The sequence below is a fragment of the Marinilabilia rubra genome, from assembly GCF_003121985.1.
Lineage (GTDB): Bacteria > Bacteroidota > Bacteroidia > Bacteroidales > Marinilabiliaceae > Marinilabilia > Marinilabilia rubra.
Genome location: NZ_QEWP01000007.1, coordinates 18,397 through 36,941 on the forward strand (window position 1 = coordinate 18,397; position 18,545 = coordinate 36,941).

General features: G+C 39.8%; 13 protein-coding genes. 2 read left to right on the forward strand and 11 right to left on the reverse strand.

The features are described 5' to 3' along the window. Nucleotides 1-561: 561 nt before the first annotated feature. A complete protein-coding gene (locus tag DDZ16_RS09965) occupies nucleotides 562-1,443 on the reverse strand; it encodes a DMT family transporter (protein ID WP_109264316.1) in 882 nt (293 codons plus the stop codon). A gap of 370 nt (nucleotides 1,444-1,813) precedes the next feature. Further along, entirely contained in the window at nucleotides 1,814-3,109 is a 1,296-nt protein-coding gene (ltrA, locus tag DDZ16_RS09970; RefSeq protein WP_109264317.1) for a group II intron reverse transcriptase/maturase, read from the reverse strand. Between ltrA and DDZ16_RS09975 the strand changes: the two genes are divergently transcribed. Beyond that, the gene (locus DDZ16_RS09975; protein ID WP_109264318.1) at nucleotides 3,108-3,398 is read left to right on the forward strand and encodes a hypothetical protein; all 291 of its coding nucleotides are present in this window, start codon (nucleotides 3,108-3,110) and stop codon (nucleotides 3,396-3,398) included. The two genes, ltrA and DDZ16_RS09975, sit on opposite strands and share 2 nt — an antisense overlap. An 822-nt stretch (nucleotides 3,399-4,220) precedes the next feature. On the opposite strand, the gene DDZ16_RS09980 is transcribed toward DDZ16_RS09975, so the two are convergent. The 6 genes from DDZ16_RS09980 to DDZ16_RS10010 all read right to left on the reverse strand — a co-directional run bounded on the left by DDZ16_RS09980 (nucleotide 4,221) and on the right by DDZ16_RS10010 (nucleotide 12,579). Further along, nucleotides 4,221-5,189 (reverse strand): aldo/keto reductase, encoded by a 969-nt coding sequence (locus tag DDZ16_RS09980; protein ID WP_109264319.1) that lies wholly within the window; start codon nucleotides 5,187-5,189, stop codon nucleotides 4,221-4,223. 206 nt (nucleotides 5,190-5,395) lie between these two features. After that, a complete protein-coding gene (locus DDZ16_RS09985) occupies nucleotides 5,396-6,325 on the reverse strand; it encodes a DUF1848 domain-containing protein (protein ID WP_109264320.1) in 930 nt (309 codons plus the stop codon). 312 nt (nucleotides 6,326-6,637) lie between these two features. Next, nucleotides 6,638-7,918: a hypothetical protein gene (locus DDZ16_RS09990; RefSeq protein WP_109264321.1), complete on the reverse strand. Its 1,281-nt coding sequence runs from the start codon at nucleotides 7,916-7,918 to the stop codon at nucleotides 6,638-6,640. 1,607 nt (nucleotides 7,919-9,525) lie between these two features. After that, entirely contained in the window at nucleotides 9,526-10,035 is a 510-nt protein-coding gene (locus DDZ16_RS10000; RefSeq protein WP_109264322.1) for a hypothetical protein, read from the reverse strand. A 4-nt stretch (nucleotides 10,036-10,039) separates the two neighbouring features. Beyond that, nucleotides 10,040-10,270, reverse strand: coding sequence for a class IIb bacteriocin, lactobin A/cerein 7B family (locus tag DDZ16_RS10005; protein WP_109264323.1), 231 nt, complete (start codon nucleotides 10,268-10,270; stop codon nucleotides 10,040-10,042). 146 nt (nucleotides 10,271-10,416) lie between these two features. After that, nucleotides 10,417-12,579, reverse strand: coding sequence for a peptidase domain-containing ABC transporter (locus DDZ16_RS10010; RefSeq protein WP_109264324.1), 2,163 nt, complete (start codon nucleotides 12,577-12,579; stop codon nucleotides 10,417-10,419). Between the two features lie 70 nt (nucleotides 12,580-12,649). On the opposite strand from DDZ16_RS10010, the gene DDZ16_RS10015 reads away from it, so the two are divergent. Then, nucleotides 12,650-13,543, forward strand: coding sequence for an IS1595 family transposase (locus tag DDZ16_RS10015; RefSeq protein ID WP_109264325.1), 894 nt, complete (start codon nucleotides 12,650-12,652; stop codon nucleotides 13,541-13,543). Between the two features lie 19 nt (nucleotides 13,544-13,562). Here DDZ16_RS10015 and DDZ16_RS10020 read toward each other — a convergent pair whose 3' ends face one another. The 3 genes from DDZ16_RS10020 to DDZ16_RS10035 all read right to left on the reverse strand — a co-directional run bounded on the left by DDZ16_RS10020 (nucleotide 13,563) and on the right by DDZ16_RS10035 (nucleotide 18,530). Further along, complete coding sequence (locus DDZ16_RS10020; RefSeq protein ID WP_109264326.1) at nucleotides 13,563-14,648, reverse strand: glycoside hydrolase family protein; 1,086 nt, start codon at nucleotides 14,646-14,648, stop codon at nucleotides 13,563-13,565. A 21-nt stretch (nucleotides 14,649-14,669) separates the two neighbouring features. Then, on the reverse strand, nucleotides 14,670-17,096 hold the full coding sequence (locus DDZ16_RS10025; protein WP_109264327.1) for a sugar-binding domain-containing protein: 2,427 nt from the start codon (nucleotides 17,094-17,096) through the stop codon (nucleotides 14,670-14,672). Between the two features lie 417 nt (nucleotides 17,097-17,513). Then, the gene (locus DDZ16_RS10035) at nucleotides 17,514-18,530 is read right to left on the reverse strand and encodes a T9SS type A sorting domain-containing protein (RefSeq protein ID WP_109264329.1); all 1,017 of its coding nucleotides are present in this window, start codon (nucleotides 18,528-18,530) and stop codon (nucleotides 17,514-17,516) included. Nucleotides 18,531-18,545 lie beyond the last annotated feature (15 nt).

Here is an 18,545-nt window from a genome sequence, read left to right on the forward strand (position 1 = left end):
GGTGGTCAATCGACCGAATAGCATGTTTTTCTGTGTGTTTGGCAAACGCTGGGGCTTACATTTCGCATCAAGACAATCTCGTTTAGAAAATCAGAATGTTCTCCGTTAAGAAACGAGCTTGCGAGTTCATCGAATACCTTTGGAAACAAGCATGTTAATGAGGTAAATCCGGACTGTTAGATCCCGAGATTAGTTTTTGTTGGTTTTTGAGTTCCAAAATCCTTACAAAACTCAAATCGGGAGAGTTTCCGGATTTTAGGGAAATGTTCTGATTTTTTCCCGATTATTGTTTTGTAAGCTTTTGCCCCAAAAGGCAAAAGCAACAAAAACTTATTTCGGGATTCTTTAAGCGACGGCAATTTTTGTTTCCTTTATTTTGCTGAAGAAAAAAAGGAAAGGCCAACGCGGCTTGAGCGCATAAAAAGGAATATTATTTTTTTACCGGACAATAGTGATAAACTATATAAAAAATTGTCGTCACATACGACAGGCTGTAAGCCTCTCATGTCAAACGAGTGGGAGAAATGCTCACTTTTTCTCTGCGCCACCTTGTCTTTGACTTTACCGCCTTTTCCGTAATTGCGAAATAAACAAGCCGCCAATCACAATCGCAATTCCTGCCATTTTTTTAACGGTAAGTGCTTCGTCCAATACAAACCAGGCAAAAATGGCCGTAAAAACCGGAATCATATTCGCAAATACATTGGCCCTGGTAACTCCAATGCGGGCAATGCCATAGGCAAAAAAGATAAAAGCAAAGGAAGAGGCAAAAATGGCCAGCAAGAGTAAGGCCCCAAGCGCTTCAGCTGTTGGAGAGGTGGTTACAAAGCTGTCCCATTCGTTGATGTAGAAAAACGGGAAGAAAAACCCGATCCCAAATAAGTTCTGCCAGGCGGTAAGATTTACTGGTGAATAGCGGTTCCCCATCCGTTTTATGACAACCGAATAGGCCAAAGCGGCAAAAACAGCCAGTGCCATAAACAAGATACCTTCAATGGGCGCGGTTAATTCCAGTCCGTTCTCAAATAGTATGACTCCCACTCCGGCAAACGAAATCACAATCCCCAGGAGATTTAGCCACGAAAACCTTTCATTCATAAACAACACACCGGGGATGGGAGCCAAAAGCGGAATGGTGCTCACGATCACAGATCCCATGGTGGAAGGGATGTAGTTCAACCCGTTGCTCTCACCCATGAAATACAAAAACGGCTGAAAAAAGGAGAGCGCCAGCAACCATTTAATATCTTGTTTTCGCAGAGGCTCCAATCTTTTAGTCAGCGCCAGATAGCCAAATATGAAAGCCGAGCTGATGACCAGCCGCAGCCAGATGGTGGAGATAGGGCTCCACACTGTAAAGGCCACTTTGGTCCATACAAACGAAAAGGCCCAAAAGAGCATGGTGGCTGTGAGGGCAGCAAAGACTTTTATGCGGTGGCTCATGGAGAACTGTATGTGATTTTAACAACACAAAAATACAGCTACCGCTCAAACCGGGATATGATAAATATTAGATTAGAATCTGTGAACTTAATAAACCACAGAAGGCACATAAGGAAACATGAGGTTTTTGAACCATATCAGACATATAAGGGCATATGAGTTTTAAGTGAAATTTATTGGGTTTGAGTACGTGTCACTTGCATGGCTTTCTCATCTAATATGCCTTATATGGTTAAACCCATTTCATCTGTGTCTTATCCCGAATGGGGCGGAACAAGTTGTGCTTAAAACAGGCTCCGGGTAGAGCGGCTCATTACTTTGCCGCTCCCCCACAGATCCGTACGAGCGGATTTCCCGCATACGGTTCCTCTCAACTTGGTTTCGCTGAAAGATAAGAATGATATATCCTGGGTTTTAACAATGGACACCATTGGGTCACCAGCTTGGTGAACCGCTCCCATTGCCATGTTGGCTTCCCCCCTCGTCTGTTCAGCCATTTATGCATCAAGCGTCTGACCTGATGATAATAGCCGGCCAGTCTTCGGGAATTGAAAGTTATGCCATAATAATTGTAGTATCCACGAAGTTTGACATTCAAATCCCGGATAATATCCCTGATTTTATTGTGCCTGTTTCGCTTCAACCATTCCCCCGTTTTGTTTAGAGCCTCCGAGTATTTCTTTTTGCTCGTTTTGCGTTTGAGTATTGGGTTTCCTTTTCTGCTTTTACCTAAATAGTGGGTAAAGCCCAGAAAATCAAAACTCCTGTTTCCCCGGTCTGGTTTGTTCAGATTTACCATCCGGGTCTTTCCCTGATGTAATTGAAGAAAATATTTCTCAAACCGTTTGAAAAGCACTCCCATTACACGGTTTGCATCTTCTTCTCTCTCAAACCCGAGTACAAAGTCATCCGCATATCGAACAATAAAACTCCTGCCCTTCAATCTGGGTTGGATAACCTCTGAAAACCATTCATCCAACACATAATGCAGATAAATGTTACTCAACAAAGGAGATACTATGCCGCCTTGCGGCGTCCCTTCTTCAGGGTAACTTAGGATTTCATCCTCAAGAATTCCTGCTTTAAGCCATTTATCAAGCATTTTGCGTACTTTCCCATCCTTCACCCTTTGGTCAAGAAAATTCCTTAGCTGGCCATGGTTGATGCTCCCGAAATAGTCCTGGATGTCTGCGTCTATTATGTAACGCATTCCTCCAAAACTAACTTGCTGAAACATGTATTCTATAGCCTTGTGACACGAACGGTTGGGGCGGAATCCATACGAGAAACCTTTAAATATTCCCTCATAGATGGGTTCCAATACCCGCCGTACTGCTGATTGAAGAACCTTATCTTCTATCCTAGGTATGCCTAACGGTCGCTTATCGGTTTTTCCTTTCGGGATGTAAACCCTCCGGATGGAAGGTGCTTTGTAGCGTCCCGATTTATACTCAGATAATAATTCCGGTAAGCGCTTTTCAGTTACCCGCGAATAATCAAACCAATCCTGTCCGTCAGTCCCTGCTGAACTATACTTGTTGAGTTTCATAAACTCCTTGTATAGCATTTCGCAGGTAATGAACTGGCTCAGGTTGGTCAATGGTTCTTCCTTGAATTTCCTTGCCCGCTCTGCTATTTGCAGTTCTACAGTTAACATTTCTTCCATGTCGCTGGTACAATTAATGTTTCTAAACTACAAACCCAATATTAAGGCATCCCTTATCCTATATTTGGATAAGTTTTCCCTTCCCTACTCTCTGGCTCTCATGGGACTGATTCGCCAGATTTCAACCGGTACTATGGAGATGCTAAGACTGCCTTCACCCGTCTCCCCGCCTTCGGTTTCCCTCGGTGGTGGATACCATTTACGGTATTGTCTCTTTCTTTGCGCCATATCAGATGACAATACAGACCTGACAGGCCAGGGCCTTTCGGGTGCGGTATGCCCTTATTGACCGCCCTTCGCATGGAGGTGGGAGGCTCTCCCAAGTTCCCGTAGAAACCCTATTTTGCATTTGCCATGCTCGGCGACCCCGGTCGGGCACAGTCTCCTTACCATGGCGGATCCTGCACTTCTGTTCCCACAAGCAGCAATGTGAAAACCCTAACATTAGCTTTCTTTTCGAGGCTTTGTTACACGGCTTTTGCATTTCCTGTGTACGCTTCGTGCCGCCATTTCTGACGACGACGCAACACTTGGTTCCGGGTGCTGGTTAAGCTTTCCCGGGTAGGATTGATTACCTACTGGTTTCTAATGAAAAGTTTCAAAGAACTATGCGCTAATCCCCTTTTCACGGGCTTTGCTTGGCGCAAGCTGCTGAAAAAGTCAACAGCCTCATTTTTTTTCTCTTTTCAATGTTCTTTTTGGCATTGCCCCAAAAAGAACCCAAATCCCGAATTAAGTTTTGTAAGGTTTTTGGTGGGCCAAAAACCCACAAAAACTATCCTCGGGAAGTCCGTTAAAACCTATCATCCCGCAAAAGCCAAAATTTCCGACCCCTGCGCAAGGCCTTAAAAGTCGCCCATTTTGGCTTTTCGCAAACCGCTGGCCCGGAGAACGGACAAGCCAACGCGCCGTTTGAATACTAAGATTTGTAGCTGTTTTGAAATATTCTTATAGAACAAAAAATCTCTAAAAATTTGTTTGGATAAATTTATGAGTGCAAAATTATTAATTTAAATTCTGAAATAACCTTTCACTTTTTACTGTTAGCATTTAATACAATTCGCTAATATTTAAATTACAAAGCATTATTCAACAAGCTCTAAAATAAATTTTACCAGTTATCATCCGGATCGGGAGTATACGATTTGTACCACTCATTCTCACCGCCCTGGGCATAATCGTAAGACCGGCTGAGCAGATCGGTCATTTCTGCTTCCGTCAAAGGCTTAAAGCGGCGGGCGGTTTCAATATTCTCTTTCAGCATTTTGAGCGAATCCATACCTGAGCAGAGTGTTGATATGGGCATACTCATGGCGAAGCGCAGGCATTCTTCCACTGTGGCGGCCCCTTTTTTCACCAAAACGGCATTGCCGGCCAGCGACTTCATGCCTATTACACCGATGTTTTTCTCTACTGCCACGGGCAATACATTTTGCGTAAAACTCAGATAATGGTGGTCCATGGGATTGATGGGCATTTGAACTGTCTCCCAGTCAAAACCCCGGTTGATCATTTCCAGATGCACCTTTGGACGATGGTGCCCCGTGAAGCCAATGTGCTTAATCTTTCCCTGCTCCTTGGCTTTCAGTGCAAAATCCAATACCCCTGAGGAATAGATTTCTTCAACCTCTTTCATTTCATCCAACTCATGAAACTGCCAGACATCAATCACATCTGTTTGGAGCCTTCTCAGACTGTCCTCTAAATGCTGCTGAGCCCTTTTGGGTTCCCGTCCATGATGCTTGGTCATCAGTATAGCCTTATCACGGTAACCATCTCTCAGGGCTTTGCCCATTCTTTCCTCACTCCGTCCATCGTGATATTCCCAGGCATTGTCCAGGAAATTAACACCTTCGTCAATGGCCGTGCGAATCATGGTGATGGATTCCTGTTCGGTCAGACTTTCTTTTCCGATGTGGTAGCCCCCAACGGTGATCAGTGAGACTTCAAGTCCGGTTTTTCCAAGCTTGCGGTAAGGCAATCCGTTCTTAACAGTCATACCCGGAGCCATCATACCCATCGACAATCCTGCTGCCGTAGCTGCTGTTCTTCTGATAAATTCGCGCCGATTAATTCCCATGGTGATAAGTTTTTTATTCACTTAAGGGTAATGATTTTCAGCGGTTTTTTGTTCAGGGACAATCCGTTAAAAAAATTTCAAACGCAAATGCGCAAAGCCTTTAATTGCAATATGGGATCGTCTTCAATAAAAAAGCTGTTTTGGGGTTGCTTTTAGAGACACACCGAAGTTTTGATTCAGGAAATAACTGATTTTCGGGAAGTACCTTATCCAAAAAGGGTATGAGTTGCTATTGATTTGACTTTCCTCTCCGTAATGATATCCTTTTCAACAACCTCCCCAAACAATAGGGGTGAATCAACCGAGTGTTTTTCACAGTTTTTAGAAACCACTCCATTGTTAATATTGGCATAACAATACAGGCACCCGTGCTTACAGGTATTATAGGCACCAATATCTATACTTTCGATGCAGCCACATTCTTTCCTTTGGTTTTTATCTTTGGCCGATTTAATCTTCTCATTTAACAACCTTTCAATCAATACATTGTCAACACATCTGTTAGGCCACATTCCATAAGTGGATAGGTCCATGGTTTCAGCACAGGTATGAAGAGATAAATTTTGCTCATCTGCTATTTTCTTCAATTCCGGCGATAAGAAATGAATTTCATCAGCAGAAAGCTCCCGGACAGTCGTGTCTTTGAGGTTTCTCTTACACTTTTTGTAAAGATCAATAAAACTGATCACGCATTTTTCAGTAAAAGGGCTTAAGCGTTCTGCAATTGACCTGAAGTATTTGATGTGGTAATCAATGGTGTATTTGTCTGATAGCAAGATTGGGTCGTATCTCCAAATTACTCTTTCTTTCCCAATTTTTTTGGACAGCTCTGTAAATGTTTCAATAATATCTTTCTTTCGAGGTACTCCCGGTTCCAGATCGCTGCCATACGAATTAACGGTAAACAGAAAATAATAGTGATATTCGGAAAGCTCTGACAACCTTTTGATAAAAGGCCCGGGATTTTTGGTCCAGAAAACGAAACAATCAACATGCTCCTTTGATAACGAAACCTTACTGATACGTCCGGGGTGCATCGGATTTCGCACATACACAAAGCCGTCCTTTATCCGGTTGAAAAACCACTCGGTGAAGTAAGCCGGAATATCGGTACGTCTACTGGCGCTTATTATCATGGGGGGTGTTTTTTGTTTCAAGTCATCAGGTAATCTTCGAAGGCAAAGTTATACAATCTCTATCCAAATCACTTCTCAGTAAAGGACATTGCCTCAACATCTATTCTTCTTCAATTCCCCAATCCACCAAAAACCCAAATAGGCAAAAGAAATCTACTTAGTGCCTGTCCATAAAGTACCACTTACTGACCAGACACATCTCCAGGAACAAACTTTGCTTAATTTATAGACGGGCTCTACTTAGTAAGATTATCTTAACAACAGATTGCTGTCAAGCCCGGGTTATTGTCCCTGACCTTGCCCGGCCGTTTATTAAAACAGTTTCACAAATTCTGCACTGGCACCACCGTATCCATCTATCTTCCCACCAACCTGATAATTGCGGAAAACGAGGTTCACCTTCACTTGCTCCCCGTTGCGTATTTGCTTCATCTTCCGATCTCCCAGGACTGCTTTTAGCTGCGGCTCGTTTGTGAAATGAAAACTGGCAAATAAGGGGCGGGAAAAATCTCCTATTTTAAGATCAATCCCGGGACGTTGATTTTCATCCACATGAAAATCGAGCATATCAGACATGGGATTGATTGTAAAGTGACCTCTGAAGTCAAATGTCCCATCCAGGACAATGTTAAAGTGGCTTTGTGGCTCGTAGGTAACTTCAGCTACGGTGTAATTTTTAATCTTTTGGGATTGCTCGATGTCTTCAATCTTCACAAGATTGTTTGTTATTCTCCCGCAGCCCTTACCAATCTCACCCGAGCCATTCTCCTCAGTATCTTCCCGGTTTATCTCGATGGAATAGGGATAAGTATTATCAGACATGCCATCGCTACAAGGTTCTTTACGAATGATTATATGCCTCTGGTATGAATCGGTGCCATTAATGGCGGGCCAGACATTCACCTGGACAGCATTTTCCGATATGGCTTTCACCGGAGAGGAGATACCCGATTCAACCACATAGTTATATCTCTTCTTTTCCTGGCCGGGGCCATCCTGATAAAACATATGGCTGTTTTTAAACTCAACGGACCAGAAAGGTTCAGTTCCAAAGAAAATCGCATTCTTAAGGTCTTCAAAAGTAATGGCTGGTTGCGGGGCGTTATCCGTTCCGCCTTTGCCCACCTCCCTGGCAGAAAGAATGAAAGGTCGTTCCTGTTCCCGGCCCTTCCTGTTTTCAGTACGCATTTCATAGGTGATTTCGTACCACTTACCACTGTATTCCGAGTCGCTGTCTCCCGGCCGGAGCCCCATGGCAAAATCCAGATCATTGGTTTCATCAGCTATCCGGTACCAAACGCCTTCTTCATCATCCGGTGCCTTAAAAACGACGAAAGTACCGGCAGTGTTGGCCACCATCATCTCAAACTGCGCCCTGATGGTAATGGACCCTGTTTCTTTGACTTGAGTAGCAGACAGCAACTCGTCTGAACTGTTTTTATCATTGGCTTGCGTCTGGTGGTCCTCACCCTCTTTTAATTCTGTTTTGGTCTCTTTCTGAGATACTTCATCAGATTGTTTTTGACTATTTGTTCCGCAACCTGCAACAAAAAGCAAAGTCAGAGTTACTAAAATAGGTAAGTGAAGTTTCATATTTATTGTTTTTTGATTTATTATCAGCATTCTCCACACGAGATGACATTCGAAAACATTCAGGATAGGTGATTATTAGTTGCAGAATAAGGACCATTTCGAAATTATTTTTACAGACCAATGCAGCTTGCAGGAGTCAATTATAGACACCGGAAATCGTGCTGCAGCTTGCGAGGGCCTATCCGGAGACTAAGAAAATGCGCTGCAGGCTGCAGCGGCCAATTCCTAAGTACTGAAAAGCCCCTGCAGCCTGCAGGGCTTTTCCTGAGCATAAGAGTGGGGTATGTATAGTGGATTTAACCATCAATAACGTCCTATTGTTATAAGATATAAAGAAAAACGGGGTCATCACAACACATAATGTAGAAGCCGGGATCTTGATTATTCCTGATCATAGGGCTAAAATAGTCTTGCTCTGTGCACAAAAAAGCAGGGAGTTAAGAAGAAACCAAGATAGTTCAGAACACTAAACTTTTCAAAATGAAACTACAGCATAACAGAATACAATTATTTAAGGCGAACGCCATTACACATTTATCCTTTTAAATTTTAGAGTTTTAAGGATGTTATTAGAGAGTAACATTCAGAAAATCTGCATAACTAGGGCGCGCTGAAAAACGCAAATTTTATTAAATATTAAACACTTATAGGAAATCAATGAGTTAATAGGTGCAAGGTTATTTCACAACATACTCGTATTCCTTTGCACTTGAATATAAGAAAACGGCTAATCAAAAGGACAAAATTTACTTCACCGCCCAAATCTCGAAGTATTTTTATACTCCTTCGATTGGTCGGCTTGTAAATTTTGCCCTTTTGACTTTTTCAGCTGACCCTAACTAAAGACAATAACATTCAAAGAAAAAAGCTTTTCTTTATTGAACTTGCATTCGTTATAATAATGTGGATGATTTGCAAAAATTAACAATGCGAAATCCAGAACTCAAATTGGGGCTTACATTTGATAGAAGCACATCCCATTGTATGTTCTTCGGCTTTTGGATTTTGCTTATCAATTATGCTTTCCATGTTTGCTTTTTTATTGGTATATTCTTTTCTGCTTGGCAAAGTTTCATTGTGAGCAAAGGATTAAATAGGGCTTGCTGATAAACACTTATGTGTCTGCTTATAAGTATATTGAGTGTGCTTTAACCAGAATGAGGTGCAAGGATGTTTGTTTGAAATCACAGTTAGCTTTGCTCTTGGGAAATTCTTTAGGATAAAAATTTAGTAGTTTTTGTTCTGAAAGATTGTTTAAAAACAGCTACGCATCTTAGTATTTAAAGGCGCGCGGGCCCGTCCGTTTTCCGGGCCGGCGGTTGGCGAGAATGCTTAATGGGCGACTTCCAGGCCTTGCGGGCTAGCCGGAAATTAAGCCTGATGCGGGTGGATAGGTTTAAACGGACTAGACTTTTTTGTTTCTTTTTGGGGCAATGCCAAAAAGAAAATCAATGAAAAAATAAAAATGAGGCTTCTGACTTTTTCAGCAGCCCCTAAATAACTCAATATTCAACATTGGCTTAAGATAAAGTATTCAACAATAGCAGATGCAATGTTAACAGAGCATTTTTTCTGTTTTCTTCATACCAAGATAAAGTCATTTCACTTTATTCTTTCCTGAAGGCAAAATGGAGGATAAGAAAACCACTTAAAAAATAAAGACTTACAATTATCTCATAAAAATACTGGATTTGAACCAGTTCTGTAATATACCAATTGGAAATTGAATTAAGCCACTGAATGTCTATGTTTCCAAGATAAACTCCACTTAAGATATTATTTACAATAGTGAAAAAAGTATAGCAAAAATGGCTTATAAAAATACTAGCTCCTAAAATATAAAATCCCCAATATTCCATTTGAGGATTATTGATCAATTTACTTAAGGAAAAGAGGAAACAAAAAAATATTAGAAATGCAATTAGAATAGAAACAGTAACAATTTCCCACCAGATCATTTCAAAATAAATAATAACAGGATTGTACTCATATCTTAATTCCGGCGACGCCAAATAAGTTGTCAATATGTCCAGACCAATAAATAAAAGATACAACAATAAGATAAAAGTAAAAACTCCAATTGGTAATTTCCCAATTGAAGCATGAAATGAACGCATGATTTTATAGATTGTTACCCGAACCATGTCCAACATTTACATTTGTGCTATCTGCGCTTGCTTCTGTTGAGTTATTGATATTTCCACTACCTGTATTAACATTGACAGTACATCCTGCCAGGCATACAAGAGCTACACAGCAAAGGGCGACAACAATACCACCATCAGTTTCTTGAAGTTCATTTTGAGTCAGTTCTTTAAATTCAAATCCTGATTCTAAATTAACGAGATTCATAATACTAAAAATATCATTAAATCAACCTTTTCCGGGCGTTGACCACTTCCCAATCTCAGAAACACTCTGTTAGCCGGCATGTTGAATGTTTCTAATCATAGTGCTAAAATAGTTCTGCTCCGTGCACAAAAAAAGCACGGAAAAAATTAAACTTCAGAAAAAACAGGCGGCATTTGCTTTTGCCACATTTGAAAATATTTTCCCTGATCTTCATACAACTCAAAGTGAGTGCCCTCCTCGATCAATTGGCCATTTTCGAGCACCACAATTTTGTCTGCTTCCATTACTGTACTTAGTCTGTGTGCAATTACAATAATGGTTTTGCCTTCGTTTTTTAATTGATCGATGGTACTTTGTACATAACTTTCCGATTCCGGATCAAGGGAAGAAGTGGCCTCATCGAGCAACAGGATTTCAGGATTCTTGTATAATGCCCGGGCAATGGCAAGGCGTTGTTTTTGACCTCCAGAGATAGAAGCTCCATTCTCCCCCAGGTAAGTGTCAAAACCAGCCGGAAGATTTTCTATAAACTTAAATATCCCCAATTGTTTACAAATAGCTAAAATCCGTTCCATGTCCGGATGAAACTCTCCAACCGCAATATTTTCAACAACATTTCCGGCAAACAAATCCAGTTTTTGCGGAACACTGGCCACCAAACGCCTTAAACTGTGGTTGGTATAGTAATTAATATTGTGCTCTCCAATGTATATACTTCCGTCACTTAAGGGATAGAGTTTTTGCAATAAGGAAGCCAGGGTGGTTTTCCCCGAGCCACTCTCCCCTATAATTGCTGTAAGTTTTCCTTTGGGAATAAGCAAACTGAAATTATCAAAGACATCCACACGAGTGCCATAGCTGAATTTTATATTTGCAAAACGTATATCGCCAATTAAATCCTCCCGAAGTTCAATTTTATCATCATCGGCCTCTCTCTCCAAATCCATAATTTCGAATAGACGATCGGAGGCTATGAGAGCATTCTGAATGGTTTTGTTCATACCAACCAATTGTGCTGCCGGTGAAGTAAAATACCCCAGAATGGCATAAAAAGAGAGTAATTCTCCCGGAGTTATCGACTGATCTATGACAAAGTATGAACCTGTCCACAACAAGATAATAACAAATGCCCGGTTCAAAAACTCAGAAGAATTACCGGCAAAAACAGAGTTTATTCCGGACTTATAGATGGTTTTCAGGAGTGTAATAAAACGGGTTTCTGTTTTGATATTGGCAAAATCTTCCAGGCCAAATTGCCTTATGGTTTTCAGGGAGTTAAGGGACTCCACCAGCTGACTTTCAAGATCAGCGGCATGTTCCATCAGCTTACGTTCACGCTTTTTGTTTAAATAATTCACCAGATAATAAACCACAGAGTACAGTGGAATTACAATGGCCATTATCAGTGCCAACTTCCAACTGTAGATAAACATGAGAGTGAATGAAAAAATAACAATGAACACATTCACTATCAACGAAACAGCAGTATCGTTAATGAAGGCCCGTATTTTAACGGCATCATTAATCCGGGATATAATTTCACCCACCCGCATGGTATCAAAAAAACGCTGGGGTAACTTTAAAAGATGCTTGTAATACCCAAGTATAAGCTGAGCATCAATTTTCTGTCCGGTCCGGAGCATTAAAACACTTTTGGAGGCGCCAATGAAAATCTGAAAAAGCAATAAAATCGCCATCCCAACACTTAACATATTAAGCAATTTGGTATTTCCATTCACTAAAACATGGTCGGTGATTTTCTGGATATAGATGGAAGTTGAAAGACCCAATATCGTATAAACTATAGCTCCAAGCAAAGCCTGCGTCAATATGCTTTTGTGCGGCCTCAGCAAAAAGAAGAATCTCTTAAGGTTAGAAACTTTCTGATCGCCCTGAGTAAAATCCTCTCCTGGTGCCATCAACAATAAAACCCCTGTCCACATTTCAGAAAATTCTGAAACAGGAACTTTATGCATCTGTCCGTTACCCGGATCCATATATTCCACATGATCATCCTTTACTCTATAGATGACCACATAATGATGCAAAACCTTATTTACCACGACATGGGCTATAGCGGGCACAGGGATCTTCGGTAGGGCATCCACGCCTCCTTTCACCCCCTTTGCAGTAAATCCCATCTTTTCAGAAGCTTTCAGAAGGCCCAATACATTAGTTCCCTTCTTATCTGTTCCAGCCATTTGACGGATGCGGGAAACAGGTAATTTTAACTTATAATGGGCAGCTACCGAGGCAAGACAAGCAGCACCACAATCGGTAATATCACGTTGCTTTATTTTGACAGACATATTATATTATAGAGTTCAGTAGATACGTGCATATTCTTATTATCTTTGACTTCAACAAAATTAGGGTTTCATGAAAATATTCAAAGGACAAAACCTTTTAGAGTTTGCTGAACAGTTTAAAACCGGTGAAGATTGCATAGAATACTTGGCCCATTTCAAATGGGATGAAGGTTATTTCTGCAGAAAATGTGGTCATACTGGCAGCCAAAAAAGGAGCAACCATTCTCGCACTTGCAACAAATGTAGCCACACGGAATCGGCCACGGCCAATACGCTGTTTCACAAAGTAAAGTTTGGTATTCGTAAAGCCTTCTTCATTTGTTTTGAAATGTCCACTTCAACAAAAAGCCTTTCGGCAAACTATGTTGCTGAAAGGTTTGGTATCACAGAAAAAACGGCCAGACTCTTCATGCACAAAGTGCGGGAGGCCATGAAATCTAGCGGCAAATATCCCATCAAAGGCGATGTCCATATCGATGAATTTGTTATTGGAGGTAAAGAAGAAGGCAAGGTTGGAAGAAGCTATGAAGGGAAGAAAAAGAAAGTTATCTGTGCTGTTGAGTTGACAGAAGAGGGAAAGGTGAAGCGCATGTACTCCATGAAAATTGAAAACTATTCATCCAAAGAGCTGAAACGTTTGTTCGATAAACATATCTCGCCTGAAGCATTAGTAACTACCGATAAATGGAAAGGCTATAGGCCATTGATGAAAGACTACAGCATAACCCAAACAGAAAGTGATGGCGGGCTAAACTTTAAAGCCTTACACACCATGATACATCAACTGAAATCATGGATACGAACAACGTATTCATGGGTAAGCGATTACAATATAGACCGATATTTGGGCGAGTTTTGTTTCCGGATCAACCGTTCTCAAATGAAAGAAAATATTTTCAATAATTTGATTGGCCGAATGATCCGTGCCGATAAAATTTATCAGTCAAATTTAATATGTAGTTAACTACTGAACTCCATTTAGTTTAATTATCAGTAAATGGAACGGCAATATTCCCAGTTATACCATTGTCGGACACTGCAACATATAACATCACAGGTTTTCCATTGTCATCGGTTAATACAAAAGGACGTTCCACTCTTTTAGGCTTCCATATTTCTCCATTGTCTAGTAAGAATTCCTTCTTCATCAACACAGGTTGTGATGCAGGTTGCCATTGGTAACTATTTTTTGAAGTAAACAAGGCTAAATCGGGTAAACCAAGTACATGGCAAGTCATATAATATGTTTGTCGAGATGAATCATACCAAATTCCGGCATCTTCCGTTTGCTTTTTGTCATATACCGGTTTATTTTCAAAATAAAACGGCCCCTGTGGGTTATCAGCATGGCCTACCAATTGAATTCGAAACCACTTATCTTCACCTACATCATCGCCCTTCATAATCATAGTAAACTTTCCATTTACATAAGTTACTGCAGGGTTTACGGCTATATTTTTGAATAATTTGTTGTCCGGTTCTACAACCGGGTTTTCAGAACGTATAAAAGGCCCAGATGGATCAGTGGCAATGGCAACTCCAATGCGTTGATTATTACGTATTAGCTTCCAATTTTCTTTGCGAAAATCAAGGTTCATAGGTGCACTCAAATCCTCAAAATCCTGTCCCATATCGTTTGAAATATAATATAAGCACAGCTTATCGCCAGCAATACAGACTGATGGATTATGTGACGTAAGTACATCCCAGCCCGCACTATTTCGACTTTCTAGCACAACACTTTCAAACAGGAACGGACCTTCTGGCCGATCGGAAATGGCATGAGCTATTTCACAATCAGTAAGCCAGCCATTAAAACCAACACTTTTAGGCCAACGAGAATAATAACAATGGTATTTCCCATCGCTCCATTTTATGACCGAAAGACCCCAAACATAATAATCAGGATCAACTAAAACATTTGCAGAAGCATTTCCTTTCATAAAATTATCCTTAACGTCCTTGGAAAGTTTAGCAAACTGAAAAGAGTCCTTTTCATCATCTGTATCCGCTGCTTTAATAAAGCTAAACGAGACAATACAAAGTGTAAAAAATATAAGTTTTTTCATAATTCTAATTCTCCAATATGTTTATTCTGCAATTACTCTAACTGGTTTAATTTTCAAGCCTTTTGCTTTTGCGTTTATTTTAATCACACCCGCTTTGCCATTAGACCTGAGAACCAATTGCCCTCTGCCTTGAAATGTTTTACATTTTGTGCCATGAAAACGGTAACCAATAGGCGCACTTGGATCAGCAGTACCAATAGCTGCAATTGTTGCCGGACCGTCAATTTGAAAAGTCACTTCCCTATCACTAAGAATATTTCGAGTGCCATTTTCTCCTATAATTTCAAAATTCACATATATAACTTCTGATATGTCAGCCTTTATTTTTTCTCTTTCAGCCTTTATAACAAGCACTTTGGACGCACCAGGTGTTTTTAAAAAATTTTCACCTGATTTTTTTCCATTTTTATAAGAAACTGCTTTTAATTCTCCTGCTAGATATGGCGCTTCAAAGCTTGCAATTTTTTCAAGAGGTTTCTTCTTTCCAATTGACTTTCCATTCAGAAACAACTCTATTTCATCGGCTGCACTAAAAACATCTACAGTCATCATTTTTCCCTCAGGCAAGTTCCATTCCCAAGAGTGCAAACCTGGAGTAAATGCCCATTTGTGGGGGGTGTCATAACCAGTACCTTTTGGTTGACGGACTTGCATATAAACATCATCAACATTAGACCATACAATGTTCCTATAAAAAGAACGTGGCTTGCGGTTCAAACAAATATCAAGGTCACCACACATAGCAAAATAGGTAGGGAATTTACTTTGATCTTTACGATCATATCCACATCCAACTTCGCCCAAATAATCTATACCAGTCCAAATAAAATCGCCTAACACATAATTGAGGCTGTTGATTTTTTGCCAATTGTCATAAAATTTAGGAACACGCGATTCACTATGGTACATTATCCTATCAGGAAACTCCACATGATTTTCGACAAAACCACCCCCTTTTTTTATACTGAATTCTTCATAGTTATATCCAGATATATCAACAGCATCAAAAAAGGCTTCAGGAGGAAATCTATTTGCCCACATTTCAGTAGTACCAGGTTGAACTGCTAATGTAGTAGGCCTTGTTACATCCAAAGTTTTAACATGTGCAGCTAGCATTCTCGCAATTTCAGGCCCTTCCTCTGGATAACCTTGTTCTGGAATTTCATTACCAATACTCCACATAATAATGCTCGGATGGTTACGATCGCGCAGTAACATAGCGGTTAAATCTTTCTCCCACCACTCCTCGAAATATACAGAATAGCCACCTCCGGTTTTGGTCCTTTTCCATTCATCAAAAGCCTCATTAATAATAAGCATTCCATATTTATCACATAAATCGAGAAATGTTTTTGAAGGTGGATTATGGGCACAGCGAATGGCATTACATCCCATCTCTTTTAAGGCAAGTATTTTTCTTTCTTCAGAGCGTACATAAGATTCAGAGCCCAGAAGACCATTTGCATGATGAATGCATGCGCCTTTCAATTTTGTAAATTTCCCATTAAGAAGAAATCCTTTTTCGACAGAAAATTCCAGGCTTCTGATTCCAAGCTGAGAAGAGAAATTATCTATAAGCTTCCCATCCGAAAACACATCGGTAACGAGCTCATATAAATTTGGCGACTCTAAACTCCACAACTTTGGATCACTAACGGTAAGTGATGATTCGCTGGTTATTTCCCTTCCCTTTTTAATTTCCTGAACAACCTTTACCTGGGCAACTTCCTTTCCGTTGGAATCAACAACCCTATGTATTAAGGTTACCTCCACATCAGAAAATTTCTCATTCTTCAGTGTAGTTTCGATTAACACTTCGGCTTGTTCTTGAGAGACCTGAGGTGTTGTAACATATCTTCCCCAAATTGGGATGTGCGTTTTATCCGTAACAAGTAATTTAACATCTCTATAAATACCGCTTCCTGAATACCAACGACTCTTAAGTTCATTCTTTGTCTTGACAACGATGGTATTATCTCCTTCTTTCAAATAAGGGGTCAAGTCATAGTAGAATGCTGTATATCCATTATTATGATGCCCTAGATACTTATTATTAATCCAAACATCCGACATTCTGTAAACGCCATCAAAGAGTATTTGTACTTTTTTGTTCTTGTAATCATCAGGCAATTCAATTGATTTTTTATACCACCCAATACCTGAGGGCAAATATGCTGTTGATCTGCTTCCCAGCATAAGTCCTAAATCTCCAATATTTTCGGGATGCTCAGACTCCTCAACAGGTGCATAAAAATCTAATTCCATGCTATAATCATGTGGAATATTGATTTTAGTCCAAGCTTTTTTTTCTGAAAGCACCACCTCTTTACTTTCTTTTGACATTTTAAATTCCCAGCCTGAATTATATGGAATTTCAATCCGTCCTTGCGCATAGCCATGCAGCACAACACTGCAAACAAATGCTATTATTAAGATTATTGTTTTCATAAATAACGATCAGCTAATTTTAACATGTTAAACTTTTTATTTTCCATAGCACTTCTACCCTTTGACACTTACATCCAAATCTTTTCTCTAAAAAACAAAAAGGCTCAGACACAATTATAGCTCGAATCTTAAAAAACGCGTCACCTCTGCCCTCTCTTCATGAAAAAGATATGTGCTGTGAGATTTGAAGCAATTAATGACCATTTACTAAACAAGCAGAAAGCGATCCCTCCCTATGAAGAGAGGGTTAGGATAAAGGTAATGTGTCCTATTCGTGCTATTATTAACCAAATAAGTCCTAATTACTTAAGCCATTTTACATTCTTACCAAGAATGGATATTCTAGATCGAATTGAACCTTAATTGTAATAGAGCCTAAAAAGGATCTGGAATCTATCCAATTCCATATCTTAGCAGTTACCTAATAACAACCTTATCTATTTGTTGAAAATTATTAACACTAACGACCCTAACTATATATAAGCCAGATTCCGATAAAGGAATATCTATACTATTAGAATGCAATTGCCTATGTGCAATAAGATTACCCGAAACAGAATATACATACACATGTCCAGTTACCTGTTCTTTAACATCAACCGTGATTGTTCGCCCTTTTACAAACACATTAGCCTTAGAAAGTTCAGTGCTTAATTCATTTGCAGCAGTAGGAATAGCTTGTAATTCCACACCTTCGTTAATATCTTCTCCCACAATGGTAATAGAACCTTGTGAGTCGTAACAACCAGGTGCAGATACTGTATAAGCATAATTATCTGTAATTAAGCCAATCACTTTAATTACACCAAAATCGTTGGGGAAATATGTAAAGCCATTCAATACTAATGAAGCATCACCTATAGCAACACCATCAACAGTTACAAAAAAATTAGCCATATAAGTTGGTGTAGAGTTATCTACATAAACTAGATCACTAATAGATATTTCTGCGTCAGCGCTAGTCGCTGAAGTATTCATTATCCAAATTACACAATCACCTGTTAAATTAATATCATCAATAGTAAATTGCACTTCATTATGGGACGCATCATAAACATAGGTATAATTCTTTGTTACTTTCGTAACGCCTGCACCATCAAGTATTCGGACTATTATCGTTCTATCGGCTGTACTGTTAGTATCAACAGGTTTGGCAACAAATGAAAGTGATTTTAATCCATTGCCTAGAGTCGAAGATTTTACTTCGCCATAATTATTCTTCAGATTAATACCTTTTGTTCCATCAATAACCTCTGACTTTCTAGCTCTTTTATAAGTCCAAGTCACATCATTATTCCCAACAAAACTACCATCACTAAAGGTGGTCCAGTCTTGTGGGAATAATTCGAAATTTTCTACATAACGGGGTTGTGCATTTAAGGTATTAAAAGCCACACACATAAATAATACTAGTATTGCATAAAACTGTTTCATAACTTTTGATTTTTA

Bases quoted from the DNA above. Each gene is read 5' to 3' on its own strand.
- DDZ16_RS09965 (WP_109264316.1), bottom strand. From the start codon at position 1,443: ATGAGCCACCGCATAAAAGTCTTTGCTGCCCTCACAGCCACCATGCTC.
- DDZ16_RS09975 (WP_109264318.1), top strand. From the start codon at position 3,108: ATGTCGCTGGTACAATTAATGTTTCTAAACTACAAACCCAATATTAAG.
- ltrA (WP_109264317.1), bottom strand. From the start codon at position 3,109: ATGGAAGAAATGTTAACTGTAGAACTGCAAATAGCAGAGCGGGCAAGG.
- DDZ16_RS09980 (WP_109264319.1), bottom strand. From the start codon at position 5,189: ATGGGAATTAATCGGCGCGAATTTATCAGAAGAACAGCAGCTACGGCA.
- DDZ16_RS09985 (WP_109264320.1), bottom strand. From the start codon at position 6,325: ATGATAATAAGCGCCAGTAGACGTACCGATATTCCGGCTTACTTCACC.
- DDZ16_RS09990 (WP_109264321.1), bottom strand. From the start codon at position 7,918: ATGAAACTTCACTTACCTATTTTAGTAACTCTGACTTTGCTTTTTGTT.
- DDZ16_RS10000 (WP_109264322.1), bottom strand. From the start codon at position 10,035: ATGCGTTCATTTCATGCTTCAATTGGGAAATTACCAATTGGAGTTTTT.
- DDZ16_RS10005 (WP_109264323.1), bottom strand. From the start codon at position 10,270: ATGAATCTCGTTAATTTAGAATCAGGATTTGAATTTAAAGAACTGACT.
- DDZ16_RS10010 (WP_109264324.1), bottom strand. From the start codon at position 12,579: ATGTCTGTCAAAATAAAGCAACGTGATATTACCGATTGTGGTGCTGCT.
- DDZ16_RS10015 (WP_109264325.1), top strand. From the start codon at position 12,650: ATGAAAATATTCAAAGGACAAAACCTTTTAGAGTTTGCTGAACAGTTT.
- DDZ16_RS10020 (WP_109264326.1), bottom strand. From the start codon at position 14,648: ATGAAAAAACTTATATTTTTTACACTTTGTATTGTCTCGTTTAGCTTT.
- DDZ16_RS10025 (WP_109264327.1), bottom strand. From the start codon at position 17,096: ATGAAAACAATAATCTTAATAATAGCATTTGTTTGCAGTGTTGTGCTG.
- DDZ16_RS10035 (WP_109264329.1), bottom strand. From the start codon at position 18,530: ATGAAACAGTTTTATGCAATACTAGTATTATTTATGTGTGTGGCTTTT.